This window comes from Kamptonema formosum PCC 6407, assembly GCF_000332155.1.
In the GTDB taxonomy this organism is placed as follows: Bacteria; Cyanobacteriota; Cyanobacteriia; order Cyanobacteriales; family Microcoleaceae; genus Kamptonema; species Kamptonema formosum.
In genome coordinates this window covers 1,800,476-1,822,728 of sequence record NZ_KB235903.1, presented here as the reverse complement: position 1 = coordinate 1,822,728, position 22,253 = coordinate 1,800,476, and the positions used below count along the sequence as shown (strand labels likewise).

The window sequence follows — 22,253 nt, the reverse complement described above, 5'->3', positions numbered from 1 at the left end:
ATTAATCTTCGGAAGTATTCTGTAAATTGTCGTCTTGATTTTCCTGAATTATTTTTTGTATTTTATCCCGATTCCGAATAATATCGGCTTCACCTGAAGGGGGTGCAGGATCGATCTCTGAGTTTTCGTCTTCAACCATATCACAGCGAACTTTTTTCCAATCTTTTTGGTTAAATATTCGATTAATTTCTGGATATTTTTCGCACCAATCAAGAATTACTTCAGCAATTTGATGGGGTTTATCAATAGTCTGCAAAATTAGATCGAGTTGTTTCAAATCTTGCCAAGCTTTCTCATCAATTAACTCGCTTTTTCCTTTGGCGCGTTCCACTTCCAACAAGGTTAAAAAGTCGAGAATAGTTTGCGAAGCATTAAAAAAAGGTTCCATATTTTTTAGTTATTCCGATTGAATTTGATTCCGTAGGGGCGGGTTCGCCAAGATATTTGATAATCATCGACAAATATTATAAACCCGCCCCGCCCACACGACAATCTATTGAAATTGATCCCGCCCCCATTACAATCTATTGAAATTGAGTTAACAGCCAACTACAAACTTGACTTTGAGGACTCGTGCGAGTTTGACTTAAAGCCGATTCTAGCACAGACAAGTTTAAACCGGGTAAAACTTGGGATTCTCTAATCCGATGACTTCCCAGGGAATCGATGGCAAAGGCTAAAATTTGGGCGGTATTGACATCAACTATCCAGTATTCTTTAACTTTTAAATCTTCGTACAAAAGGCGTTTTTCTCCCTTATCGTCAGAGATAGAACTTCTGGCGATTTCAATTACTAAATCTGGAGGCGGAAAATTGTCTAAATTAATAATACCTGTTCCCCAAGCAATAACTTGGGCATTATCGCCAATATAGCAAGAGAAATCGGGTTGACATTCTTGAATTTGCGGATGGCGATAGGTACAGTTATCTTTGCCATTCAGGATAATTCCTTTGAGACTGGCATAGAGACAAACGGCAAAAATGATAATACTATGGTCGCTAGCGTGTTCGTTGGTGACGGGTGACATTTCGAGTCGGAATCTGCCTTTATAATAATAGGTTTTTGCTGTCGCACAGTCAAGACTATCGGCAGTTTCGAGATAGTCAGACCAGGTGGCTGTCACCCAGGTATCTGTGGGAATTTGGGTTAGGGAAATAGTCATATTTATAAACCAATAGCACAAAAAGCAGCCCAATATTGGGGGTTAGCAAAGGGTTGGAGATTGGGAAAAGAACGACGGATGTAAATATTGAGGTCGGCAACTAAATTTTCATCCATTTTTACCTCATTTTTCAACCAGGTTAAAAAGTCGGTTCGCGCAACCTTTCTTAGCCAATTCTGTGCGGCCTGTAAAGCTTGACAAACTGACAACTCCTCATCTCTCAAATTTTGATAAAACCGAATCATCAGAAAAGCTGTAGAAAAATCACTGACAGACCATAAACTACTGACCACATTACCAGCACCGGCATAGAGAAAACCACTCGCTAAACCGATATATTCATCGGTGTCAACTCTACTTACTAATCCAGTTTCGCAGGCCGAAAGGCTGACAAGGCGACACAAAGGTAAATTGAGACTAGCGAAAATTTCCTTAAGTGTTAAACATTGAGTCTCAATCCGAAAGCGACGACCATCGCGTAAAGTCAGATAGCGGTTTTGATTTTCTTCCCCTTCCCCTTCTTTCCCTTCTTCTTCTTGCCCCCCCTTATTTCTTGCCCCCCCCTTACCAAGGGGGGTTGGGGGGGTTTCTAAAGAGATTTGCTGCGGTAAATCTCCAGCTAAAACTAATGCCGAATCCAGCGGATTAAGGGAGTTGAAACTGCCATGACAAGAAAAATGGGCGTAGTAGGAATCAGTTAATTTTTTGAGAGTTGCTTCGGAGTTAAAAGCGATTTTAGTCGCATCGCGGCGCTTCAAAATGTGGGCGTGAGGGTTGAAGGCGCGGGAAATCTCTTCAACTTCAATTTCAGTGTAGCGCAGGTCTTCCGTAGGATTTTGGATGGCGAATAAGGGGAAAATATCATTGATTGGCGGGCGTTGCCGTTGATGCAAACGTTCGAGAAATTGGCTGCTGGGGGCGTATTGGATGCCGTTGGTATAGAGGTCTAGCAAATAGCCGGTTTTGGTTTCGCTGTTTGGTAAGTTTCGGGTTGCTGATAAGGCGTGAAGCGGTAACAGGTGTAAATCGCGGTGGGGGATGAGGATGAGTTTTTCGATGGTTGGGGGCAATTGGGCAAGTATTTGGTTGAGATGCAGAGATGCGGCTAGGGTGATGAGGCGTTGGCTGAGGGCATTGCCCCAGGTAGATTTGTTGTAGTCGCTGAGGTAGGTGGCGATGTCGCTGTCTAGTTGTTGGCGGTGTTCGGGGGTAAAGGCGAGGTGTTGAATTTGGATGGGAACCCCCCCTAGCCCCCCCTTGGTAAGGGGGGGGACAAGATTCACAGTCGCCTTTTGTAAGGGGGATTTAGGGGGTTCTTCTTCATTCAAAGTCCGCCTTAACAAGGGGGATTTAGGGGGTTCTTCGGCCTCGGTGACGATAAAAACATGAAAGCCAGACTCAGGGTTTGGGGGCAGATACCACTCGATGAGGGCGGTTTGGCTGTCGAGGAATTGGGTAAAGTCGGGGAGTTGGGGAATGACTCGTTGGGTGAGGGTGAAGTCGGGGTCATTAATCTCTATCAGCAGTTCCGTGAGTTGCTGTTGCCGGGTTTTTAGTTCGGTTTCGAGGCTGGAAGTGGCTGTTTGCGGGCGTTCTGGGGTGGAAATACTGCGGCTTCCCTGGCTGGTGTTGCTGTTGGTGTCGGTTTCCTCTGGGGGTTCGTTGCTGTCGAGTTGTTGTTGGAGGGAGGCAATTTGGCTGCGAAGTTGGCGGAGGCGTTGTTTTTGGTCGTCGGTGGCGTTTTTGGGGTAGAGGTTGGCGTTGTCGAGGAGTTCGATGAGGGTGCGTGATTTGCTGCGTTCGATGGTGAGGAGGGCGGTTTCGTAGCGTTCGGCGTTGATGCTGGCAAGTACCATTTTCTCGTAAATGGGTAAGGCATCTTCGAGGATTTGGCGCTTGCTGCGTTGGGATGTTGACCAGTCGCGGCTTTGTTCGACGGCGGTGATGGCGTTTTCATAGCCGTAAATGGCGTTTTCCCAGTCTTGGAGGTCAAAAGCGAGGTTGCCGAGGTTGCGTCCTGTTTGGAGACAGTCAAGAGGAAAGGCAGAAGGAGTCCGAATTTCTAAGGCTTGTCGGTAACAAGCGATCGCAGTATCTATATTCTCTGCCCGGTTGCCCGTGATTTTGTCACTGTAGGCAACTGCCAGATTATTTTGAGTCGTTGCCCAATATTCGGGAAAATCCGTCACGGGTGCGAACTTCTAATGCCTTTTTGTAACAAGCGATCGCAGTATCTATATTCTCTGCCCGGTTGCCCGTGATTTTGTCACTGTAGGCAACTGCCAGATTATTTTGAGTCGTTGCCCAATATTCGGGAAAATCCTCACGGGTGCGAACTTCTAATGCCTTTTTGTAACAAGCGATCGCAGTATCTATATTCTCTGCCCGGTTGCCCGTGATTTTGTCACTGTAGGCAACTGCCAGATTATTTTGAGTCGTTGCCCAATCTTCGGGAAAATCCTCACGGGTGTAAACTGCTAATGCCTCTTTGTAACAAGCGATCGCAGTATCAATATTCTCTGCCCGGTTGCCCGTGATTTTGTCACTGTAGGCAACTGCCAGATTATTTTGAGTCATTGCCCAATCTTCGGGAAAATCCTCACGGGTGTAAACTGCTAATGCCTCTTTGTAACAAGCGATCGCAGTATCTATATTCTCTGCCCGGTTGCCCGTGATTTTGTCACTGTAGGCAACTGCCAGATTATTTTGAGTCATTGCCCAATCTTCGGGAAAATCCTCACGGGTGCGAACTTCTAATGCCTTTTTGTAACAAGCGATCGCAGTATCAATATTCTCGGCCCGGTTGCCCGTGATTTTGTTTCTGTAGGCATTTGCCAGATTATTTTGAGTCCCTGCCCAATTTTCGCTTCCTGGTTGGCGATGACTTAAAACTATTTGATAACCTGCTATAGCTATGTCAATATTATTCGCTCTATTCCCCAGAGGAAAGTTACTAATATCAATACTCAAATTTTCAATGATGCCGACAATTGACGCAATTGTTTCTGAATCTTTATCAGCAATGAAATTCTCTGCCACTTGCTGTAAAGTCTGGGCAAAACGGGCATTGAGGAGATGTTGCCGTTGTCGGAGAATGGGGTAAATTACTTTAACGTCGCTATTGCTTTCTATTTCTGCTTGCAATAATTCTCGGATAAACCTTTCATACTCTCGCAGATTTTCCGGTGCAGAATTATCCATATTTTCCTCATTCCTCCCCAAGAATTGCCCTAGTTGACTGGCCAGATTCCTTAAAAAATCCGCTGCATTTTCCTGGCCTTCCCCTGCTAAGTTATCTGCTATCACCTCGCACACTTGCAGAAATTCTGCATCTACCAATTCTAAGTTAGCCTGTAAAATCTGCGGTTCCTCACCGTTGGGGCAACTGAGGAGTTGTTGAATCAGATTGAGGTAAGCTTGGGCGCGAGTTTCATCCATGATGGTGAGGGGGTAGGGAATAGCACCGATCTTAATCTTATCATAATTGCTGAGTGACCAGAAACCGGGTTTTTGCGAGATACTTTGTTAGAAGCGAAGAGATGGGAAAAAACCCGGTTTCTTCATCGCGCGTGAGTGTCCAGAAACCTCGTTAGCCCGATAGTCCGCCAGGGGTTGAAACCCCTGTCTCATAGCAAAAGTCCTCGGTCGAGGACTAAAGAGTTTTTCATTTTTATCTCGGATTTTCAGTCGGTTTCAACCGACTTTCGCTATTAGCCAGGGGTTTCAACCCTTGGCGGATGTGTGCGACACCACCGACAGACGCGGCCAAAACTTGACAATTCACTATCCAGTTTTTACACTACCGACTTTTTCCTTAACTTGCTCTACTTCTGAATGGCTATCTCGCTGCAAAAACTCATCTAGCAACTCATAAAAACGATAAAAAGCTCGTTCTTCATTGTTAGCATAAAACTCAATTATTCTTGCCCATGAACCTGATGTTGATACTTTATATCGTTTTTGCAACCAGGGTTGAAAGTCTCCATAAAATTCCAGTTCTTTTTCTGTTGGTTCAACTCCCAACTCGCGTCTCGCCGTTCTATAACCGACTATAAACATAAAAAGATCGGTTGCAGAAGCTCGTCCGATATACATTCCTGGTTTTGCTTTAATTTTCTCCAAAATTTCAAAAAGTCCGCTCATAAAAATCCTTCACCCACTCTGTCCTAAACATTCCTTGTGCTGACAGATTATCAAACACTTAAGGATATCGTACTCGCTGACGATAGTTCCAATCTCTCGATAAATCTCCTCATCTGAAAAATCGCTCACTTTCCCTCACACCCTCTCAAATCTTCCATCAAAGCTGAATCTATTGCTAGATATACGTAGGTTGGATTGAGGCACGAAACCCAACCTACAATCCCTTAATTAATTTTGTTCAGCTTCAGCGATAGTCGCTTCCACTTCAGCAACAGGCAAGTCTAAGAATGTAGCAATTTCTTCTTTAGCTAATCCCCGACTCACCATTCTGAGGATTGAAGTTTTTTCTCGCTGTTTAGCTTCAGCTTGTGCTTCAGCTTGTCCTTCAGCAAAAACCTCTTGATAAAACCGGGTTTTCTTCAAATCACTAAGTTCAAACATGGCGGCAATTTCCTCTCTGGATTTTTGCGGTAACTTGTAAACAACGATCGTCTCTAACAATTCTATCAGATTCTTTCTGATAGCAGTATTGGGTATTTCTCTCTCAGCTTGTCTCGCCAATTCCCTAGCCAAATCTGCCGCAGTATTCTCTGGTTCAATAATCAGCTTAAGCAACTTTATCGGCAGAGATGCTGTTTCCGGTGGACTAAGTTCATCGAGATAAATTCGGGTGATATTAGGCAATGCTAACATTTCCTGAAAGTGAAGGTCGCTTTCTCTTTCAGTTTGGCGATTTGGGTAAATTACTACCAACTGCCAAGGATGCTGTGGTTGGTATTGTCTGAGATAGATGAATAGTTCGGCAAATAGACGGTAATAGAGATTTGGATCTGGTTGAAATTGCACCTCCACAATGTAGAAAGGTAGTTGAGAATCTTCGATAATTGGCAGAAACAAACCATCGAGGCGAAAGGCTAATTGTTTGACTTCTTGCGAGGTAAATTGATATTGGTTTGTAACATCCGCAGGTATGCCCAGTAGAGCAAAGAAAACAAAGGGAAATTGTTGGAAGATGTTGTAAAATAGGCTATCGGTTTTCATCGATTAGATTAAATTTTTCATAGTCATGGCGAGCAAGTAGCCAATAACACCAATATTTATTTTATCATTAAGATCATGTCCGGTTAAATACTTGTCATTGCGAGCGAAGCGAAGCAATCTCAAGCTCCTGGGATTGCTTCGCTTCCCGCCACGCTTCGCTCGCGGCTTCGGCTTTTCGCAATGACAGGCAAGCAATTTGCCGGACATGATATAATTGGTGGGTAGCCAGAAACCGGGTTTTTGGGAGATACTTCGTTAGAGGCGAAGAGATGGCGAAAAACCCGGTTTCTTTGCGATTTCTATACTAAAAATTACTCATCTTCAGCATAGATAAAACGATAAAGTTCGCTCGGATCTGGTTCGGGACTTTTCTCCGCAAACTCCACTGCATCATCAACTAAGGCTTGAATCTTTTGCTCAATTTCTTTCAACTCTTCAACAGTTGCTAAATTGCGCTCAGTCAAATCAGCAGCCAACTTCTTAATCGGATCGCGAGGGAACCAATATTCCTTCTCTTCCTTAGACCGCAATTCATCAGGATCGGCCAAAGAATGACCTCGGAAACGATAAGTTAAAGCCTCAATTAAAGTCGGCCCTTCCCCAGCGCGAGCGCGAGCAACAGCCTCTTGAGCAACTTCTCTTACCGCCAAAACATCCATGCCATCAACCTCAAAACCAGCCATACCAAAAGCATGAGCCTTTTTGTAAATTACTGGATCGGAAGTAGCGCGATCGTGAGCCATGCCGATCGCCCATTTATTATTTTCCACCACATAGATAATCGGCAACTTCCACAAAGCCGCCATATTCAAACACTCGAAAAACTGACCATTATTAGCCGCGCCATCTCCAAAAAAGCAAGCCGTTACTTGATCCGCATTTTCATTCCCCAAAGCCTCCCGCCGATACTTGGAAGCAAAAGCCGCCCCCGTAGCCACAGGAATACCCTCAGCCACAAACGCATAACCACCTAATAGGTTATGTTCCGCAGAAAAGATGTGCATCGAACCGCCGCGTCCCTTTGAACAGCCAGTCGCCTTACCAAACAACTCAGCCATAACCTCCCGCGCTGGCACACCTGCACTCAAAGCGTGAACGTGATCCCTGTAGGTAGAGCTGACATAATCCTCATCTCGGCGCATCGCCCGAATCACGCCAGTAGACACCGCTTCTTGACCGTTATAAAGGTGGACGAAGCCAAACATCTTGCCCCGGTAGTACATCTCAGCGCACTTATCTTCAAAAAAGCGCCCCAAAACCATATCCTCATAGAGCATTAGCCCCTCTTCCTTAGAAATTTTGACCCGTGCCGAGTCAAAAACTGGTAAAATTCTTTCCTGAACCATTGCGTACTACCCTCTTAGCAAACTCGATTTCTAACTTTAAACCCTGATGGGGCTAAAGAAGGGAGCGAACCCTAGTAACATTGTGGGAGCAAAGGTTCGCAAATTGTTACAATGTCAGGACTTACGCATCACTAAACGCTAGGCCTCCATCTCGGCGGGACAAGTACCTTCCAGAGGGCGGCGTTACCAAATGCTAGATTCGGTAATGCGTAACACTTATGTTTCGCACAAACCTTAGCTAAGATATGCTAATTCAGTTGCTCGTGCTTTGGGGAAGTGGGCTGTGCTAATTCCACTGGACTACTACCGGATTTTAGGTCTGCCGATCCAGCTTACTGCCGAACAGTTGCAGCAAGCTCACCGCGATCGCACTTTACAACTTCCCAGAAGGGAGTATTCGGAAGTCGCGATCGCTGCTAGAAAACAACTACTCGACGAAGCCTACGCTGTCCTGTCCAACTCAGAACAGCGCTCAGCTTACGATGCCAGTTTCCTAGCTAAAACCTACGAGTCCGAACACGACTCAGGCCTCTCCGGGGCAAAACACCTCTGGGAGAGAACTGCATCCGGCCAAAAACCTGGCCCCAGCGCCACCGTCTTACAGGAGTCAGGAGACAATCTCAACTCTGACCTCTGGGCCTTAGATGCCGCCCCCGATCCCCATACTCCCAGCATCGACATCGAAGACAAGCAATTTGCCGGGGCGTTGCTGATTCTGCAAGAGTTAGGGGAATACGAACTGGCAATCAAAATCGCCCGTCCCTATCTCAGCAATGGCAGCGCCATCAGAGAAGGTCGTTTTGGCGACCCGCAACTCGTCCGGCCCGATATAGTTTTAACCACAGCCCTTGCCTACCTAGAACTTGGTCGCGAACAGTGGCAGCAAGGTCAACACGAAAATGCCGCCGCATCCTTAGAAGCAGGTCAGGAATTGCTGCTGCGGGAAAGCTTATTTCTTACTGTGAGGGGTGAAATGCAAGCCGATCTCTACAAGCTGCGTCCCTATAGGATTTTAGAATTGTTAGCGCTACCGCCAGAAAAAACTGCCGATCGCACCAGAGGGTTACAATTCCTCCGCGAAATGCTCCAAGAGCGCGGCGGTATAGATGGTTCTGGCGACGATCAATCTGGTTTAGGTATAGAAGATTTCCTCCGCTTCGTGCAGCAATTGCGGAAGCACTTAACTACCGCCGAGCAACAGAGCTTATTTGAAGCCGAAGCCCGCCGTCCCTCCGCAGTCGCGACCTACTTGGCAGTCTACACTCTTTTAGCTCAAGGCTTTGCCGCCCGACTGCCTGCCCTGATCCGCCGCGCTAAGCTGATGCTGATGCAATTAGGCCGTCGCCAAGACGTACACTTGGAAAAAGCAGTGTGCGCCCTGTTATTAGGCCAAACCGAAGAAGCTAGCCGCGCTTTAGAGCTGAGTTCCGAAAGCGAACCCCTGACTTTTATTCGGGAAAATTCCCAAGATTCCCCAGATTTACTACCGGGATTGTGTTTATACGCCGAACACTGGTTACAGGAAGAAGTATTTCCCCACTTCCGAGACTTGGCCGACGAGCCGGTTTCTCTCAAAGATTATTTTGCTGATAAAAACGTGCAAGCTTACTTAGAAGCTTTGCCCACAGAAGCAGAAGTAGCTAATGAGTGGATCGCAGTACACCCTCGCCTCGGCAAACCCCTACTGGTGACTCCCCCAACAAGGGAACCAGAAACCCCCACTGCTACTTCCTATCGGACTGCTACAGTTACTTTGAGTGCGCCAGAAGCGGGTCTAACAACAGCAGTGCGAAGTACCCCTAGAACCTCCAGCGCCCCAACAACCCCTCGCCTTTCTTCCGAAACAACCTCGGTAGGTACAACTGTCCAGCCTAAAACTGCCTCTGAGGGAGCGGGGCGATCGCCAACGCTACCATTAAGAGAGCGCAAGCGGGGAACTTCCGGGCGATCGCGCGGCCTACTCACTGGAGGAGAAGCTGTAGGTGTAGCTGCTGGCCGAGAACCATTCAACTGGCAGCAAGTACAGGCGCGGTTGAAGTCGATTAAAATTCATAAAAACAGGACAATTGCGATCGTCATCGCAATTCTAGCTTTCCTCCTGTTAGGCTTTTTAACAGTACAAGCCTTCAATTTGCTAGCAAATGCCCTACAAAGCCTCTCCGGGCCAACTCTAAAAGGAGAGCAAGCCCTTGTAGGATTAGACCAGCCACCGCTCGAAATTCCCATACCAGAACCACCATCTCCCACAGCGTCAGGCCCCCTGAACGAAGAATCTGGCAAGCAAGTGATTGAATCTTGGTTCTCTGCTAAAAGAGCAGCCTTGGGTAAAGACTACCAGATCGATCAGTTAAAAGAAATTCTTGTAGAGCCAGCTTTGACCAGATGGATGCCAATGGCAGAAGCTCAACAGCGAAATAATGTTTATCAGACTTACGATCATACTTTACAAGTAAGTTCAATTCGCACTAACGAAACGAATCCCGATCAGGCTCAAGTTGAAGCAGAGGTGACAGAAAAAGCACAGGTTTTTGAGCGCGGCCAACCTACAACTGCACGCGATGATAGCTTGCGCGTGCGCTACGATTTAGTCCGAATTGACGGCCAATGGCGGATTAGAGATTGGGAAGTCTTAAGATAGTTTTGTTAACGGTTAACAGTTAACGGTTAACAGTTAACTGTGAGGGAGGTTGCATTGCAAATTATTGTTGAAGGGTGGCATTTTCTTTGTCACTCTTACAGCGTAGTAAATCAGTTTCAAATGATGGAAATGCTTAAGCGTCCAGACTTAGAGCTATTCCATCGCGATATGCCTTATATTGATGAAGGTTGGAAAACAGAAGTTAGCGATCGCGATCGCACTACTCAAGCATTGCGTAACATCCCCACTCCCGCACCAAATCAGCCAGCAGATGTTACTCTACGAATGTATTGCCCTTGGAACTTCGCCAACTCCAATAGCAGTCAAACTTGGGTATTTGCAGCTACCGAATGGGGAACAGTTACTAACAACGTATTAGAGGGAATTGGCGTATCTTCCCTAACAGAAACTCCCGTCAATTCAGAGGCAAAAATTATTACCTGTTCCCAGTGGTCAAAAGCAGGATTCATTCGCAGCGGCGTTCAACCCAACCGCATCGCCGTTGTTCCCCTTGGTGTTGATACTGATATCTATCATCCGCTTACAAACGAACAAAGAACAGCCTTACGCCAAGCCTTCGGATGGCAAGACTCATTTATATTCTTAAATATCGGCGGCTGCACTGATAGAAAAGGCATCCGCCCCTTATTAAAAGCCTTCGCTGCGGTAATTGAGCGCTATCCTCACGCTAAACTGGTATTAAAAGGTTCAGAATTGCTGTATCCTTCTAAAGATGATATAGCTCAAGCTAGCCGCGCCGTCCTCAGCGATGCGGAAAGAGAAAAAGTAGCAACCAGAGTTATTTATACTGGCACTCAGCTATCATTTTCTCAAGTAGCTCAGTTGTACCAAGCGGCTGATGTTTACGTTTCTCCCTATTTGGCAGAAGGTTTCAATTTGCCTGTGCTAGAAGCAGCCGCTTGCGGTTTGCCCGTGATTTGCACTCAAGGCGGCCCTACTGACGATTTCACTCATCCAGACTTCGCACTGCAAATAGAGAGCAAACTTAGGCCTTTGACAATTGACGGCGAAAGCTTCTCGATCTTAGCTCCCAATCTAGACCATTTGATAGCTTTGATGCAAGCCAACATCGAGGAAACTGCGATCGCAGCGCGAGCTCGTCAATTTGGCCCTAGTTTTGTTGCTGGCAAGTTTACCTGGAAACACGCAGTAGACGATTTGCTCCATGTCTTCCGAACATCTGAAACTAGAGCTAAAATTAATAGACTAGCTTTTGAGCCGATAATTCTTTGAGTCTCTGACGTTATTTATAGCAACCGCTAAGGCGTTTAAAGCACTCTGAATTGTTGAATCCCACTTAATTCTATGTCTCTTTTTCCTTCTTTCCTTCTTCCCTTCTTCCCTTCTTCCCCTAGCCCCTAGCCCCTAACCCCTAGCCCCTAGTCTATGCAATCCACAACTAATCAAATCGAAGCCACACCTACAATGGAGGCTCCAAAACAAGGATTACCAGTCACAATTATTACTGGTTTTCTTGGCAGCGGTAAGACAACACTGCTCAACCATATTCTGACCAATCAGGAAGGTTTGAAAACAGCAGTTCTAGTAAATGAGTTTGGCGAAATCGGCATCGACAACGAGCTGATTGTTACTTCCGACGACAACATGGTGGAGTTGAATAACGGCTGTATATGCTGTACGATTAATGAAGATTTGGTCAATGCTGTTTATAAAGTTTTAGAGCGTCCAGAGAAGTTAGATTATCTGGTAGTAGAGACAACGGGACTGGCAGATCCTTTGCCTGTCGCCCTGACTTTCTTGGGTACTGAACTGCGAGATATGACTCGTCTGGATTCAATTGTGACTGTCGTAGATGCAGCTAATTATAGCTTAGATTTGTTCAACAGTCAAGCTGCTTACAGTCAAATTGCTTACGGCGATATCATTTTGTTGAATAAGGCAGATTTGGTTGATGAAGCAAATTTAGATTTGTTGGAAGTTAAGATTCGCGATGTGAAAGAAGGGGCGCGAATTGTGCGGACAGTGCGATCGCAAGTTCCCCTCCCTTTAGTTCTCAGTGTAGGTTTATTTGAGTCAGATAAATATTTCCAACCTGAGAAAGCTAATGATAGTCACGGACACGATCGTGGGCACGATCATCACGAGCATTCACATCACGCGCACCATGACCATGAACATGACCACGATCATCACGATCATCACGATCATTCACATCACGATCATAGCCACCATGACCACCATTCCCACCATTTAGAGAATGATGGGTTTACTTCGCTTTCTTTCCAAAGCGATCGCCCATTCTCTTTAAGGAAATTTCAGTATTTCCTCGATCATCAACTACCGATGAATGTGTTTAGAGCTAAGGGTATTATGTGGTTTGAGGAAAGTCCTAAGCGGCACATTTTCCATCTTAGCGGCAAGCGTTTTTCCATTGATGACGACGAGTGGAAAGGTCAGCCAAAAAATCAGATCGTGCTGATCGGTCAAGGTTTAGAACATGACACGCTGCGATCGCAGTTAGAAAATTGCCTTTGTATTCCTTCCGTCGGTCGTGGCAAAGGCTTTGGGAAATAGTTAATTGTTAACAGTTAACAGTTAACTGTTAACGATTATAGAAACCGTTGTCCTTATTGCTTCCTTCTTCCTTCTTAGATACCAATGCGAGTAGTTGTCCAGCGAGTTAAATCTTCTCAAGTGGAAGTCAACGGTCAAATTGTGGGCAAAATTGGGCAAGGACTAAATTTGCTGATCGGGATTGCCGCTACTGACACCGAGGTAGAACTCGACTGGATGGCCCGCAAATGCCTGCAACTGCGGCTATTTCCTGATAATAGTAAGAGTAGCGATCGCTGGGATAAATCAGTTCAAGATATTGGTGGCGAGGTGCTAGCAGTTAGTCAATTCACCCTTTACGGAGATTGCCGTAAAGGCCGTCGCCCTTCTTTTGACACAGCAGCACCTCCTGAACGAGCCCAGAAACTTTACGAAGAATTTGTTGCCAAGTTGCGTCAGAGTGGTCTGCGAGTCGAAACAGGTTGCTTTGGGGCCATGATGCAAGTATCGATCGATAACGATGGCCCTGTTACTTTGTTGCTAGAGCGAGAGGCAAGCTCATAGGGAGTTAAGTTATTTAATTTAACCTTCCTTACGCTAATAACTCACCAAACCTTTCTGCTTAACCTCTCGCTGGGCTAACATCTCAACATAAAGCTTTTCCACCTGAGAAATATTCCCTGATAGAGTATAGCGATCGATTACCCGCTGACGAGCTTTCTGCCCCAACAACGTAGTCAACTCAGGATGATCTCGAAATAGTGGTAATAGTGTTTGCAATTCACTACTTACCCGCTGAGGATTCAAAACCACCCCAGCACCATCCTCCAAAACCTCCCCATCAGCACCTACATCCGTCGCCAGACAAGCCAAACCGCAGGCCATTGCCTCCAACAAAGACAAGGATAAACCCTCAACTAAAGAAGGCAAAATAAACACATCAGCACCCCGGAGAATTTCGATCCGGCGGTTCTCATCCTCAATAAAACCCATCCAGATAATGCCGTCTTCTTCCCCGTAAAACATTTGTAAAGAAGCTGCCATTGGCCCATCACCAACGATCGCTAACACGCTACCTGGGCCCATTTCTGCCTTTTTCCAGGCCTTTAACAGCGACTCAACATTTTTCTCCATCGCAATCCGGCCAAGGTAGACAAAAACGCGATCGGCATTTAATTCAGATTTTAGTGCCGAAGGCCCTGGAGAATACTTCAGGGAGTCAACTCCATTGGGAATAATTGTCACCCTTTCCTCCGGGACTCCCAACTCGACTAATATATCCCGTTGAATCTGAGAAAAGACGATCGTGCAATCGTAATTAGCCAAAAAAGGAGCATATAACTGATACATCAGGTGTTGCGTACCCGATGTTAAATTGCGAAGTTTACGGTCAAAAGGCGGATGAAAAGTCGCTACTAAGGGCAAATTCAATTCTTCGCAAATTTCTGGCAAGACGAAAAAATCTAGCAAAGAAAGCGTCAGCGAAGCGTGAACCAAATCTGGTTTTAGTCGTTCCAGAGACTTCTTCAAAACATCTCTCGATTTGAAAGTAGGAATGGTGTAAATTTGCCACTTTTTTAGGTAGGGCAAGGGAACTTCGCACACCATTCGCGCTTCACTATTAAAAATTGGCGATTGAGTCTTTTGGGATGGTGGAGAAACCTTACCTTTCCCCAATCCCCACTCGCGGGCCAAAAGTCCCCAATCATTAGTCCACAACCAAGAATCAGCAGTTCTGTCAGACTCAGCAGCTTCTTGAGCAAAGTGCAAAAAACTAACCTGGTATCCTCGGTCTAACAGGCCATTCGTAATTTCACGAGAGTAGGTAACGTTACCGCAAAAAGGGAATTTTTTCCCAAGCCAAGCAATGTGCATTCCGGTCAATCAGGGTTTGTTATGTGTGAGCTTTGGTTAACTTTAGTATTGCTACGGGAAATATACCAGGTTAAGATACCCCCTGCGATCGCTAACCCCGCCAAACTCAAAAATACCGCTGGCAAACCCAGAAATGTTTCGGCCACCCCAGCCAAAGCCAGAGGTAAACTCAGGGCGATATTAATCGCATTATTTTGCAGACCAAAAACCTTACCCCGCATTTCTTCGGGAGTGGATTGCTGGATAGTCGTTTGCATCGGTATCCCTACCACCGCCGCAAAGGCCCCTAAGACAGTAATAAACAGCACTGTCAGCCATAAATGGTGCGTAAACAGAGATAGCCCAATTAAAGCCCCCGTCATCCCCGCATTACCAATTAGACCCAGTTGATTATGAGAAAATCTGTGTCCCACCTGACCCAGAATCGCCGCCCCAACTGCCATTCCCACGCCTACTGCTGCTAATAAAAAGCCGAATTGAGAAGCTTTCATTCCTGGTAGTACCTCAGCCAATCGCACAGCCAAAACTGCTAAGGCCGCAAAGATGGAAAATAGAATTACCAGTTGAATTAAGGCATTACGGACAGGGGGTTGATGTTTGATATAGCGCAATCCTTCGCGCAAATCTTCTAAGGGATGGGGGGGTTCGTGTTCTAAAGCGTCAGTTTTTTCGCCTGTTTTCAGCGATAGTAATAGCAATCCGGCGATCGCATAACTTCCCCCTACGGCCAACTCCTTACCAATACCAAATCCGCCGCCCAATTGCCCAACGATCGCATCTGCTAAGGCTAAGAGTGGTTCTCCCACTGCAAACCCAATAATCACCGACCCCATCATCGTTGTTGTATAGAGGGAATTAGCCGACAGTAAGTTACGGCCTTCTACAATCAAAGGTAAAGCTGACTGTTCTGCCGGTGCGAAAAATTGAGTCAGAGTTGACACTAAAAATGTCACCAACAGTAGCAAGCAAAAGCCCACCGGCACAGAACCCAAGTTCATATCTTGAGATAGCCATAGCAGCAAGGGCAGCGTCACCACCAAACCCCCCCGTAGGAGATTCGTAGCCACTAGCACTGCCTTCTTCGACCACCTATCCACAAACACACCCGCAGCCGCACCAAACAGCACCGCAGGTATCGTAAATGCAATCATTACCGCCGACACCCACCCGCTAATCGTTTGGCCTGCGGATTGAAAACGAGTGTCAATCAGGGCAATCATCAACACCAGATAAACTTTATCTGCGAGTTGGGAGAAAATTTGACCGCTCCATAGAGCCAAAAAATTCCGGTTTCTCAACACGGGCAAAAATCCGCGTTCCGGTTCCTCTTCAGAAGGCTTAAGGGGTAAGGCTGCGCCGTTAGATGGGGTTGCCATATTTGCAGGCGGAAACCCTGGAGGAATAGTGGGAGATTCAAGGTTTAGGGTGCTTTTCTCCTCTAGCATTGCTGGGGGAGAGCTCGGCAATTCTTCCGGTTGTGGCTTTGTGCCATTCCCTGTATATTTTTCAGCAGTCAGGGGAGTTGTGAAGTCTTCTACTTTTGCCCGATATTCTGGTTCCGCAGAGGTGGGGCGATCGTGGAAGAGGGGGTTGTGCTCTCCAGATTCCGCTATTTTGTGGCTCAGAGGTAAAAGTGATATTTTCAAATCAGAATCAGACAGTCGCATCATATTTTAGTAAGGGGGAGTCGCCAGAAACCAAGGGTTAACTGCTGTTGGCGAGAGAGGTACTATATAGCAGGAGGCAAGAGGCTCTTATGCAGGAGGTAGAGGCGATCGTTGCAAGGGTTTCAGCAATCAATCGTGTCTGGTGTCACCTTGGCGACTGCTATATTTTGAAACTTTAACCGCTAGCTTTATCATCTTCTAACTTTTTACAGGAATTACGTAGAAGAGATGACCGAACTTCGTCTGTCAGTCAGTTAGTGTGTCCGTCAGGGGTTAAAACCCCTGTCTCACAAGTCAAGTCCTCTGAAGAGGACTCATAAGAAGACTTTTAAATTTAATTAGTCCTCTTCAGAGGACTTAAGCTATTAGGCAGAGGTTTTAACCCCTGGCCCCTTTTGGCTTAAGTTGACTCCGATGACGGGCGATCGCGGTTTTAAGTTAAGAGTGCGTAAGTCCTAATATTTTTAATTGTCTTACGTCGCTAGCATCTTCAAACGTAATTTTCGGTTTCTACGTAAGTATCGATCAATGCCGCAGAGAGGATGGAGCAACCTAAGTGATATTGGGCGTATTGGCGCAACAGGCGTTCGACGGCGGCCCAGTTGCCAGAATCGGAGAAATAGCTAGATTCAGGAAGCTCAGGCAAAGCTAGCTGCTGGAGAATGGCTAATTCCGCTGCGTTGATTTTGGTACTTTGTCGGCGCGATCGCCCTTGGGTAGTTTGCAGATAGCGGGCTCGTAAGCGCTCTGGTATTGGCAGAACGCGGGGGGAGTTTTCTGATAATTCTTTTTCTATACTCTCATTCCCTTGTTGCTTTATTTCTAAACTAGCTAATTCAGATAAACTAATGGTTCCTCCATCGGAGATACTAAATCCCACTTGCCAGTCTGGATCGGTAAAATTGGGGTTCAGGGGGCGCTGGGTGATTCCGCAGACTTGCACTTGGGGGGCTATTCCTCCTAATGCTAGTAGATGAAAAATGCCGTGCGCTAGATGAGCGACAACTGTTTTGCTGTCAGTTTTGCGGGGTAAACGCTCTAGGCGGCTGAGGTGTTCGTTGAGCAGACTAAACAATTCTTCTTGGGGTTGCTCGGAAAGGGCTTGAGTTAGTACCAATTCTGCGAGATATTGACCTGATGCTAGTTTTCCTAAGTCTCTGCTCAGTCCTGAGTATGATTCTATTGTTTCTGCTTGGGTAATTTTATCGAGCGATCGCCCTTTGGCAAGTAGTAATTCGTTAACTACAAATAATTCGCTTCTCCCGCCTAAGTGCGATCGCTGTTTGCGAACTCCAGGCGCTACGGCTCGAATTAAGCCAAATTCCCGCGTCAATATCGTTAGCAATCGGTCATGCTCGCCCATAGGCATACTTTTGAGGTTAATTCCAGTTGCTTTGTAAGTTCGATTCATTAATTGTTAATTGTTAATTGTTAGTTGTTAGTTGTTAGTTGTTGGTTGTTAGTTGTTGGTTGTTAGTTGTTGGTTGTTAGTTGTTGGTTGCTCTTTTAATTCATTGTAGGGTGTGAAGAGCTGCGATCGCACGTTGAGGCGAGAAACCGGGTTTCTTGGTAGATATCTCTTTGAGAATCTTAGATTTTTCTGAGAAACCCGGTTTCTTTGCCTAAGTCCTATAATTATTTAACAACTTAAAATTACTGCCCTCTATCCTTGGGACATATTTGATATCCACATTAGGAATATCTCCAGCTATGGCAGCTACAATCACGGGCACAATCAAAGTCAACGTAAGTCGTGGTGACTTCGCGGGTGTCTACATAGGTGACTTTTCCTATGACGATACACATCTGACCAAAGTAGGCTCGGAGTTCATGACCATCAATGGTGGAAATGGAGATCGACCGGGACTGCTATCTTTTAACTTTAAATTTTTGGACTTGGCTACAGGTTTAACTCCTGTCACTTATACCGCCAGAGATGTTAACGAATATCCAGACTATCCACTTTTGGTTTTCTCAAACGGCATTCCCATTCAATTTGCCATAGAAGTTTTTTCTGCATCTGGAAAGGACGCATTTGCGTTCTACGATCCCAAGATATTTCTTTTCGCCTTCCGAAATGGAACTATTGGAGGTGATGGGGATGTGACTTTAGAAATTAGTGAACATACTTTTTAACTATTAACCGTTAACTGCTTATTACGATCGCGAATTAAATCAGGCCCGCGAGAAGTCCCCAAACGAGTCGCACCCGCCACAATTAAATCTACAGCTTGCTCGTAAGTACGAATTCCTCCTGATGCTTTAATACCCACGCGCCCTTTCCCAAGTTCATCCAGCAGACTCACATCTGCAACTGTAGCCCCGCCATAGAAACCAGTATTAGTTTTCAGATAGGTGACACCCGCATCCATACAAATCTCAGCCGCCAGTCGCTTCTCCGCTTCAGTAAGTAGCGCTGTTTCTAAAATTGCCTTGACAATTAAGCCAGTTTCATCGCAAATCTCGGCAATATCGCGGTGTAATTTGTCAGTTTTTCCAGCTTTTAATAAACCTAAATTGATGACAACATCGAGTTCAGCAGCTCCATTTTCTGCCGCTTCTTGGGCTTCGTAGAGTTTGGCTGCTGAGGTTGTTGCTCCGGTAGGAAAGGCAATTACACTACAGACTTTAGGGTGTTTACCGTGTAGAAGAATGGCCGCTTCACGCACGTAGAAGGGATATACGCAGACTGTGGCGAACTGAAATCGATCTGCTTCTTCACAGCACTTTGTCAACTGCTCTGGCGTAGCAGCCGGATTGAGCAGGGCGTGGTCGATAAATGGGGCAATGTCAATGTCTGATTGGATTGCTGTCATTAAATGGCGATCGCGCGTAGACTTACAACCTTAGCATAGTTCATTTTCGATCGGACTTACGCTCACAGTACCGCCGCCCTGGCGGCATTACAAATAATTTTAATGCTGAGCTACAGCGACTAATTTGGAAAATCCTTCCCTTCTCAGTGAAATTACGGTTTAATTTTATAGATATTTGGAGATAGAATCATCCTTAAGATAGATGTTAAAGTTATGAACCTAATTCACAACATGGAAGCAGCGTGGTTTTACCATCTCGGATCGCGTCACCTGGAAGCGAACAACAACGATGAAGCCCTTAGCAGCTTTGACAGAGCTCTCAATTTACAGCCAGACGACTACAAATGTTGGTTCGGGCGGGGTATGGCGCTAGGGAATTTGGAGCGACATCAGGAAGCACTAACCAGTTTCGATCGGGCACTGGGATTTCGACCGAACGCGAGTTTTGGCTGGCACAACCGCGCGATCGCCTTGGGCAATTTAGGTCGCCATGAAGAAGCTCTAAACAGCTTTGACAGAGCGCTAGAATTCAATCCCTACGCCGCGAATATTTGGCATAATCGGGGGCTAACGCTGATTCATTTAGGGCGCTGTGACAAAGCGATCGCCTGCTTTAAGCGCTCTCTAGAATTGCAACCAGACGCTAGTTGGGCGTGGTACAACCAAGGTAAAGCGCTATTGCACCTCAACTGCTACGAACAGGCGCTCAACAGTTTTGAGAGAGCGATCGAATTCAAACCCGATGATGCTAGAGCTTGGTATAACCGAGGTCTTGCACTCAAGGGACTAGGTTATTATCACAAGGCAATTATTAATTTTAATCGAGCCTTGGATCTTCAGCCTAACTATGACGAGGCTTGGTACGAACGGGGACTCGCTTGGGGAAAATTAGGCGGCTTAGCTCAAAGGAATAACGCTGCAAAAACAGAAGTTGATTTGCTAGAGAATGATTATTTGAGTTGGTACAACCGAGCTGTAAACTTAGCAGAAAACGGTTATTATTGGGACGCAATAGATTGCTACAGCAAAGCTCTAGAAATTCATAGCACTTTTGCGGATGCTTTTTACAACAAAGCTTGTTGTTATGCGCGGCTTGGCTATTCGGAATTGGCAATTGACAATTTGGAACAAGCTATAAAATTTGCTCCTGATGTTTATCGACAGTTAGCTTTAAGTGAGTTGGATTTTCAGGCTATCAGCGCTGAAGAACGGTTTGATTCGCTGCTGGAAGGTTAAATAGGGCTTGCTGAATAATTGCTCGAATTTTATCCATCTTTTTTCACTCTGGAAAAATAAAAATTAGCGCCAAATTTTCAACTGTAGATCGAGCAAGGATTTGAGCATTTATTTTCTAACAGAATGGCTTAAATCAAGATTTTTGGTAAAAGTCTTATGCTATTTTTGCCTATGAGTCCGATTTAGCTGAAGCGATCGCATCTGGTCTGGAAACTAGGGCTGGGCGAGGACAGTATGCTGCCCTTGCCGTTTCGGTTTAATTAGATGGAGCTACTTATTTAACTAAGCTTGAATATATCGATCGCTCCTGTTATTGGTTTGCGATCGATTATTCAGCAAACCCTAATTAACCTTCCTCAACTACAGATTCAGCTTCCACACTCACAGTGGCATCACTAGCGCTTGTTTCCACATCATCTTCCTCATCCTCATCCTCATCCTCAATAGGAGTTAAACTGCCTTCAGGAACGAGTTCAATTGTGCTGTGTTCTTCCAACCATTTGAGAGTTTTGGTTTTAAGCAAATCAGCTTCGACGACTTCCCGCAATCGGTCTGGATCTACATCTTTATCCTTAAGTTGAGACATTACTTTTCTCTCTTCTTTGAGAATTTCTGCTTCCTCAACGGAGATGGATTCCTGTTTGGCAACTTGTACTAAAGCGAGAGACTGTTTGATCCGCTCGATCGCTTGGGGGCGCGATCGCTCCCGAATCCCTGGTATATTTTCCTTAGTAAAGAACTGCGTGATGTCAATCCCGTAATTGCTTAATTGCATTGCCTGCTGAGTCATCAAATACTCAACTTCGCGGCTAATCATTGTTTCTGGGATTTCCACTTCTACTGTCTCTTCCAAAGCTTTGAGCAGAGCTCCTTCCTTATTGGCAGTAATTTTGCTCTGGTGCTCTTCTTGAAAGCGTTTTTCCAAAGATTCGCGCAATTCTGCTAGGGTTTCAAACTCGCTGATTTCTTGAGCGAAGTCATCGTCTAACTCTGGCAACTCTTTTTCTTTGAGCTCTTTGAGGGTAATGGTAAATACCGCCGACTGGCCAGCTAACTCTTGATTGCCGTACTCTGCGGGGAAATCTACGGCTATTTCTTTGGTTTCTCCAGGGTTCATGCCAATAATTCCAGCGATGAAGCCAGGGATAAATTGGTTTTCCTGTAGTTCAACTTGAAAGTCTTCGGCTTTACCGCCGGGGATTTCTTGGGGTTCTTCGCCTTCAGGTGCAATGGCAAATCTACCTTGAAAATCCAATAATGCCATATCTCCCAACTGAGCCGCTCGACCTTCTGCGGGAATTAAAGTAGCTTTTTCGGCTCGGTACTGTTCTAACACCCGATTGACTTGCTCTGCATCGTAATTGACATCTTCTGCTTTTAGCTGCAAACCAGTATACTCTCCCAGTTTAGCTTCCGGCTCTACATCAACCGCAGCTAAAAATGTCAGCGGCTGTCCGGGTTCAAACTGGTTGAGCAACTGCTCAAATTCGGATCGGAGTTCAAAATTACCGATCGCCTCAATATTTTCTTGCTCTATTGCTTTCTGGAGGGATTCATTAATCAAATCTTCCAAAGCTGTAGCTTTCAGGCGAGTCTGGCCCAACCGCTGCAACAAAATATGCCGGGGGACTTTGCCTCTGCGGAACCCAGGAATGTTGAGGGAGCGTGAAAATTGCTGTACTACCTGTTCGTAGACTTGTTTTGACTTTTCGGGTGTAATTTCGATTTCCAGACCAATTTGGCTGGCTGGAAGCTTTTCCTGGGTTACTTTCATCGGCTTTTTATGGTACTTA

General features: G+C 45.8%; 18 protein-coding genes. 6 read left to right on the top strand and 12 right to left on the bottom strand.

The window, feature by feature from the left end; translation table 11 throughout:
- Position 1: 1 nt before the first annotated feature.
- From OSCIL6407_RS0112915 to pdhA, 7 genes are all read right to left on the bottom strand, one after another.
- Entirely contained in the window at positions 2–388 is a 387-nt protein-coding gene (locus OSCIL6407_RS0112915; RefSeq protein ID WP_007354755.1) for a hypothetical protein, read from the bottom strand.
- Between the two features lie 136 nt (positions 389–524).
- Complete coding sequence (locus OSCIL6407_RS0112910; protein WP_007354754.1) at positions 525–1,163, bottom strand: Uma2 family endonuclease; 639 nt, start codon at positions 1,161–1,163, stop codon at positions 525–527.
- 2 nt (positions 1,164–1,165) lie between these two features.
- The gene (locus tag OSCIL6407_RS31820) at positions 1,166–3,352 is read right to left on the bottom strand and encodes a CHAT domain-containing protein (RefSeq protein WP_019487301.1); all 2,187 of its coding nucleotides are present in this window, start codon (positions 3,350–3,352) and stop codon (positions 1,166–1,168) included.
- Positions 3,312–4,601, bottom strand: a complete 1,290-nt coding sequence (locus tag OSCIL6407_RS31815; protein ID WP_051045171.1) for a tetratricopeptide repeat protein — start codon at positions 4,599–4,601, stop codon at positions 3,312–3,314. Before OSCIL6407_RS31815 ends, OSCIL6407_RS31820 begins: the two co-directional genes overlap by 41 nt.
- A 345-nt stretch (positions 4,602–4,946) precedes the next feature.
- Complete coding sequence (locus OSCIL6407_RS0112900) at positions 4,947–5,306, bottom strand: hypothetical protein (RefSeq protein ID WP_007355521.1); 360 nt, start codon at positions 5,304–5,306, stop codon at positions 4,947–4,949.
- Positions 5,307–5,534: 228 nt separating this feature from the next.
- Positions 5,535–6,347 (bottom strand): Rpn family recombination-promoting nuclease/putative transposase, encoded by an 813-nt coding sequence (locus OSCIL6407_RS0112895; protein WP_007355520.1) that lies wholly within the window; start codon positions 6,345–6,347, stop codon positions 5,535–5,537.
- A 311-nt stretch (positions 6,348–6,658) separates the two neighbouring features.
- Positions 6,659–7,693 carry a pyruvate dehydrogenase (acetyl-transferring) E1 component subunit alpha gene (gene pdhA / locus OSCIL6407_RS0112890; protein ID WP_007355519.1) on the bottom strand — a complete coding sequence of 345 codons (1,035 nt, stop codon included), beginning with the start codon at positions 7,691–7,693 and terminating at the stop codon, positions 6,659–6,661.
- A gap of 283 nt (positions 7,694–7,976) precedes the next feature.
- On the opposite strand from pdhA, the gene OSCIL6407_RS0112885 reads away from it, so the two are divergent.
- From OSCIL6407_RS0112885 to dtd, 4 genes are all read left to right on the top strand, one after another.
- Positions 7,977–10,331 (top strand): IMS domain-containing protein, encoded by a 2,355-nt coding sequence (locus OSCIL6407_RS0112885; protein WP_007355518.1) that lies wholly within the window; start codon positions 7,977–7,979, stop codon positions 10,329–10,331.
- 54 nt (positions 10,332–10,385) lie between these two features.
- Positions 10,386–11,585, top strand: coding sequence for a glycosyltransferase (locus OSCIL6407_RS0112880; RefSeq protein WP_026103729.1), 1,200 nt, complete (start codon positions 10,386–10,388; stop codon positions 11,583–11,585).
- A 153-nt stretch (positions 11,586–11,738) separates the two neighbouring features.
- Positions 11,739–12,887, top strand: a complete 1,149-nt coding sequence (locus OSCIL6407_RS0112875) for a CobW family GTP-binding protein (protein WP_007355516.1) — start codon at positions 11,739–11,741, stop codon at positions 12,885–12,887.
- A gap of 84 nt (positions 12,888–12,971) precedes the next feature.
- Complete coding sequence (dtd, locus tag OSCIL6407_RS0112870; RefSeq protein WP_007355515.1) at positions 12,972–13,430, top strand: D-aminoacyl-tRNA deacylase; 459 nt, start codon at positions 12,972–12,974, stop codon at positions 13,428–13,430.
- A gap of 33 nt (positions 13,431–13,463) precedes the next feature.
- Here the strand turns inward: dtd and OSCIL6407_RS0112865 are convergent, their stop codons facing one another.
- From OSCIL6407_RS0112865 to recO, 3 genes are all read right to left on the bottom strand, one after another.
- On the bottom strand, positions 13,464–14,741 hold the full coding sequence (locus tag OSCIL6407_RS0112865) for a glycosyltransferase family 4 protein (RefSeq protein ID WP_019487298.1): 1,278 nt from the start codon (positions 14,739–14,741) through the stop codon (positions 13,464–13,466).
- A gap of 5 nt (positions 14,742–14,746) precedes the next feature.
- A complete protein-coding gene (locus tag OSCIL6407_RS0112860; protein WP_007355513.1) occupies positions 14,747–16,411 on the bottom strand; it encodes an MFS transporter in 1,665 nt (554 codons plus the stop codon).
- 487 nt (positions 16,412–16,898) lie between these two features.
- Entirely contained in the window at positions 16,899–17,819 is a 921-nt protein-coding gene (gene recO, locus OSCIL6407_RS0112855; protein ID WP_007355512.1) for a DNA repair protein RecO, read from the bottom strand.
- A 299-nt stretch (positions 17,820–18,118) separates the two neighbouring features.
- Here recO and OSCIL6407_RS0112850 point away from each other — a divergent pair, with 299 nt between their 5' ends.
- Complete coding sequence (locus OSCIL6407_RS0112850; protein ID WP_007355510.1) at positions 18,119–18,544, top strand: hypothetical protein; 426 nt, start codon at positions 18,119–18,121, stop codon at positions 18,542–18,544.
- Here OSCIL6407_RS0112850 and deoC read toward each other — a convergent pair.
- Complete coding sequence (gene deoC, locus OSCIL6407_RS0112845; protein ID WP_007355509.1) at positions 18,541–19,224, bottom strand: deoxyribose-phosphate aldolase; 684 nt, start codon at positions 19,222–19,224, stop codon at positions 18,541–18,543. The genes OSCIL6407_RS0112850 and deoC overlap by 4 nt on opposite strands.
- Positions 19,225–19,437: 213 nt before the next feature.
- Here deoC and OSCIL6407_RS0112840 point away from each other — a divergent pair, with 213 nt between their 5' ends.
- Positions 19,438–20,460: a tetratricopeptide repeat protein gene (locus tag OSCIL6407_RS0112840; protein ID WP_007355508.1), complete on the top strand. Its 1,023-nt coding sequence runs from the start codon at positions 19,438–19,440 to the stop codon at positions 20,458–20,460.
- Between the two features lie 346 nt (positions 20,461–20,806).
- Here OSCIL6407_RS0112840 and tig read toward each other — a convergent pair whose 3' ends face one another.
- Positions 20,807–22,234, bottom strand: a complete 1,428-nt coding sequence (gene tig / locus OSCIL6407_RS0112835) for a trigger factor (protein ID WP_007355507.1) — start codon at positions 22,232–22,234, stop codon at positions 20,807–20,809.
- Between the last annotated feature and the right edge of the window lie 19 nt (positions 22,235–22,253).

Coding starts and splice junctions, on each gene's coding strand:
- OSCIL6407_RS0112860 (WP_007355513.1), bottom strand. CDS start 16,411: ATGATGCGACTGTCTGATTCTGATTTGAAAATATCACTTTTACCTCTG.
- deoC (WP_007355509.1), bottom strand. CDS start 19,224: ATGACAGCAATCCAATCAGACATTGACATTGCCCCATTTATCGACCAC.
- OSCIL6407_RS0112900 (WP_007355521.1), bottom strand. CDS start 5,306: ATGAGCGGACTTTTTGAAATTTTGGAGAAAATTAAAGCAAAACCAGGA.
- dtd (WP_007355515.1), top strand. CDS start 12,972: ATGCGAGTAGTTGTCCAGCGAGTTAAATCTTCTCAAGTGGAAGTCAAC.
- OSCIL6407_RS0112895 (WP_007355520.1), bottom strand. CDS start 6,347: ATGAAAACCGATAGCCTATTTTACAACATCTTCCAACAATTTCCCTTT.
- OSCIL6407_RS0112865 (WP_019487298.1), bottom strand. CDS start 14,741: ATGCACATTGCTTGGCTTGGGAAAAAATTCCCTTTTTGCGGTAACGTT.
- recO (WP_007355512.1), bottom strand. CDS start 17,819: ATGAATCGAACTTACAAAGCAACTGGAATTAACCTCAAAAGTATGCCT.
- pdhA (WP_007355519.1), bottom strand. CDS start 7,693: ATGGTTCAGGAAAGAATTTTACCAGTTTTTGACTCGGCACGGGTCAAA.
- OSCIL6407_RS0112850 (WP_007355510.1), top strand. CDS start 18,119: ATGGCAGCTACAATCACGGGCACAATCAAAGTCAACGTAAGTCGTGGT.
- OSCIL6407_RS0112875 (WP_007355516.1), top strand. CDS start 11,739: ATGCAATCCACAACTAATCAAATCGAAGCCACACCTACAATGGAGGCT.
- OSCIL6407_RS0112915 (WP_007354755.1), bottom strand. CDS start 388: ATGGAACCTTTTTTTAATGCTTCGCAAACTATTCTCGACTTTTTAACC.
- OSCIL6407_RS0112910 (WP_007354754.1), bottom strand. CDS start 1,163: ATGACTATTTCCCTAACCCAAATTCCCACAGATACCTGGGTGACAGCC.
- OSCIL6407_RS0112840 (WP_007355508.1), top strand. CDS start 19,438: ATGAACCTAATTCACAACATGGAAGCAGCGTGGTTTTACCATCTCGGA.
- tig (WP_007355507.1), bottom strand. CDS start 22,234: ATGAAAGTAACCCAGGAAAAGCTTCCAGCCAGCCAAATTGGTCTGGAA.
- OSCIL6407_RS31815 (WP_051045171.1), bottom strand. CDS start 4,601: ATGGATGAAACTCGCGCCCAAGCTTACCTCAATCTGATTCAACAACTC.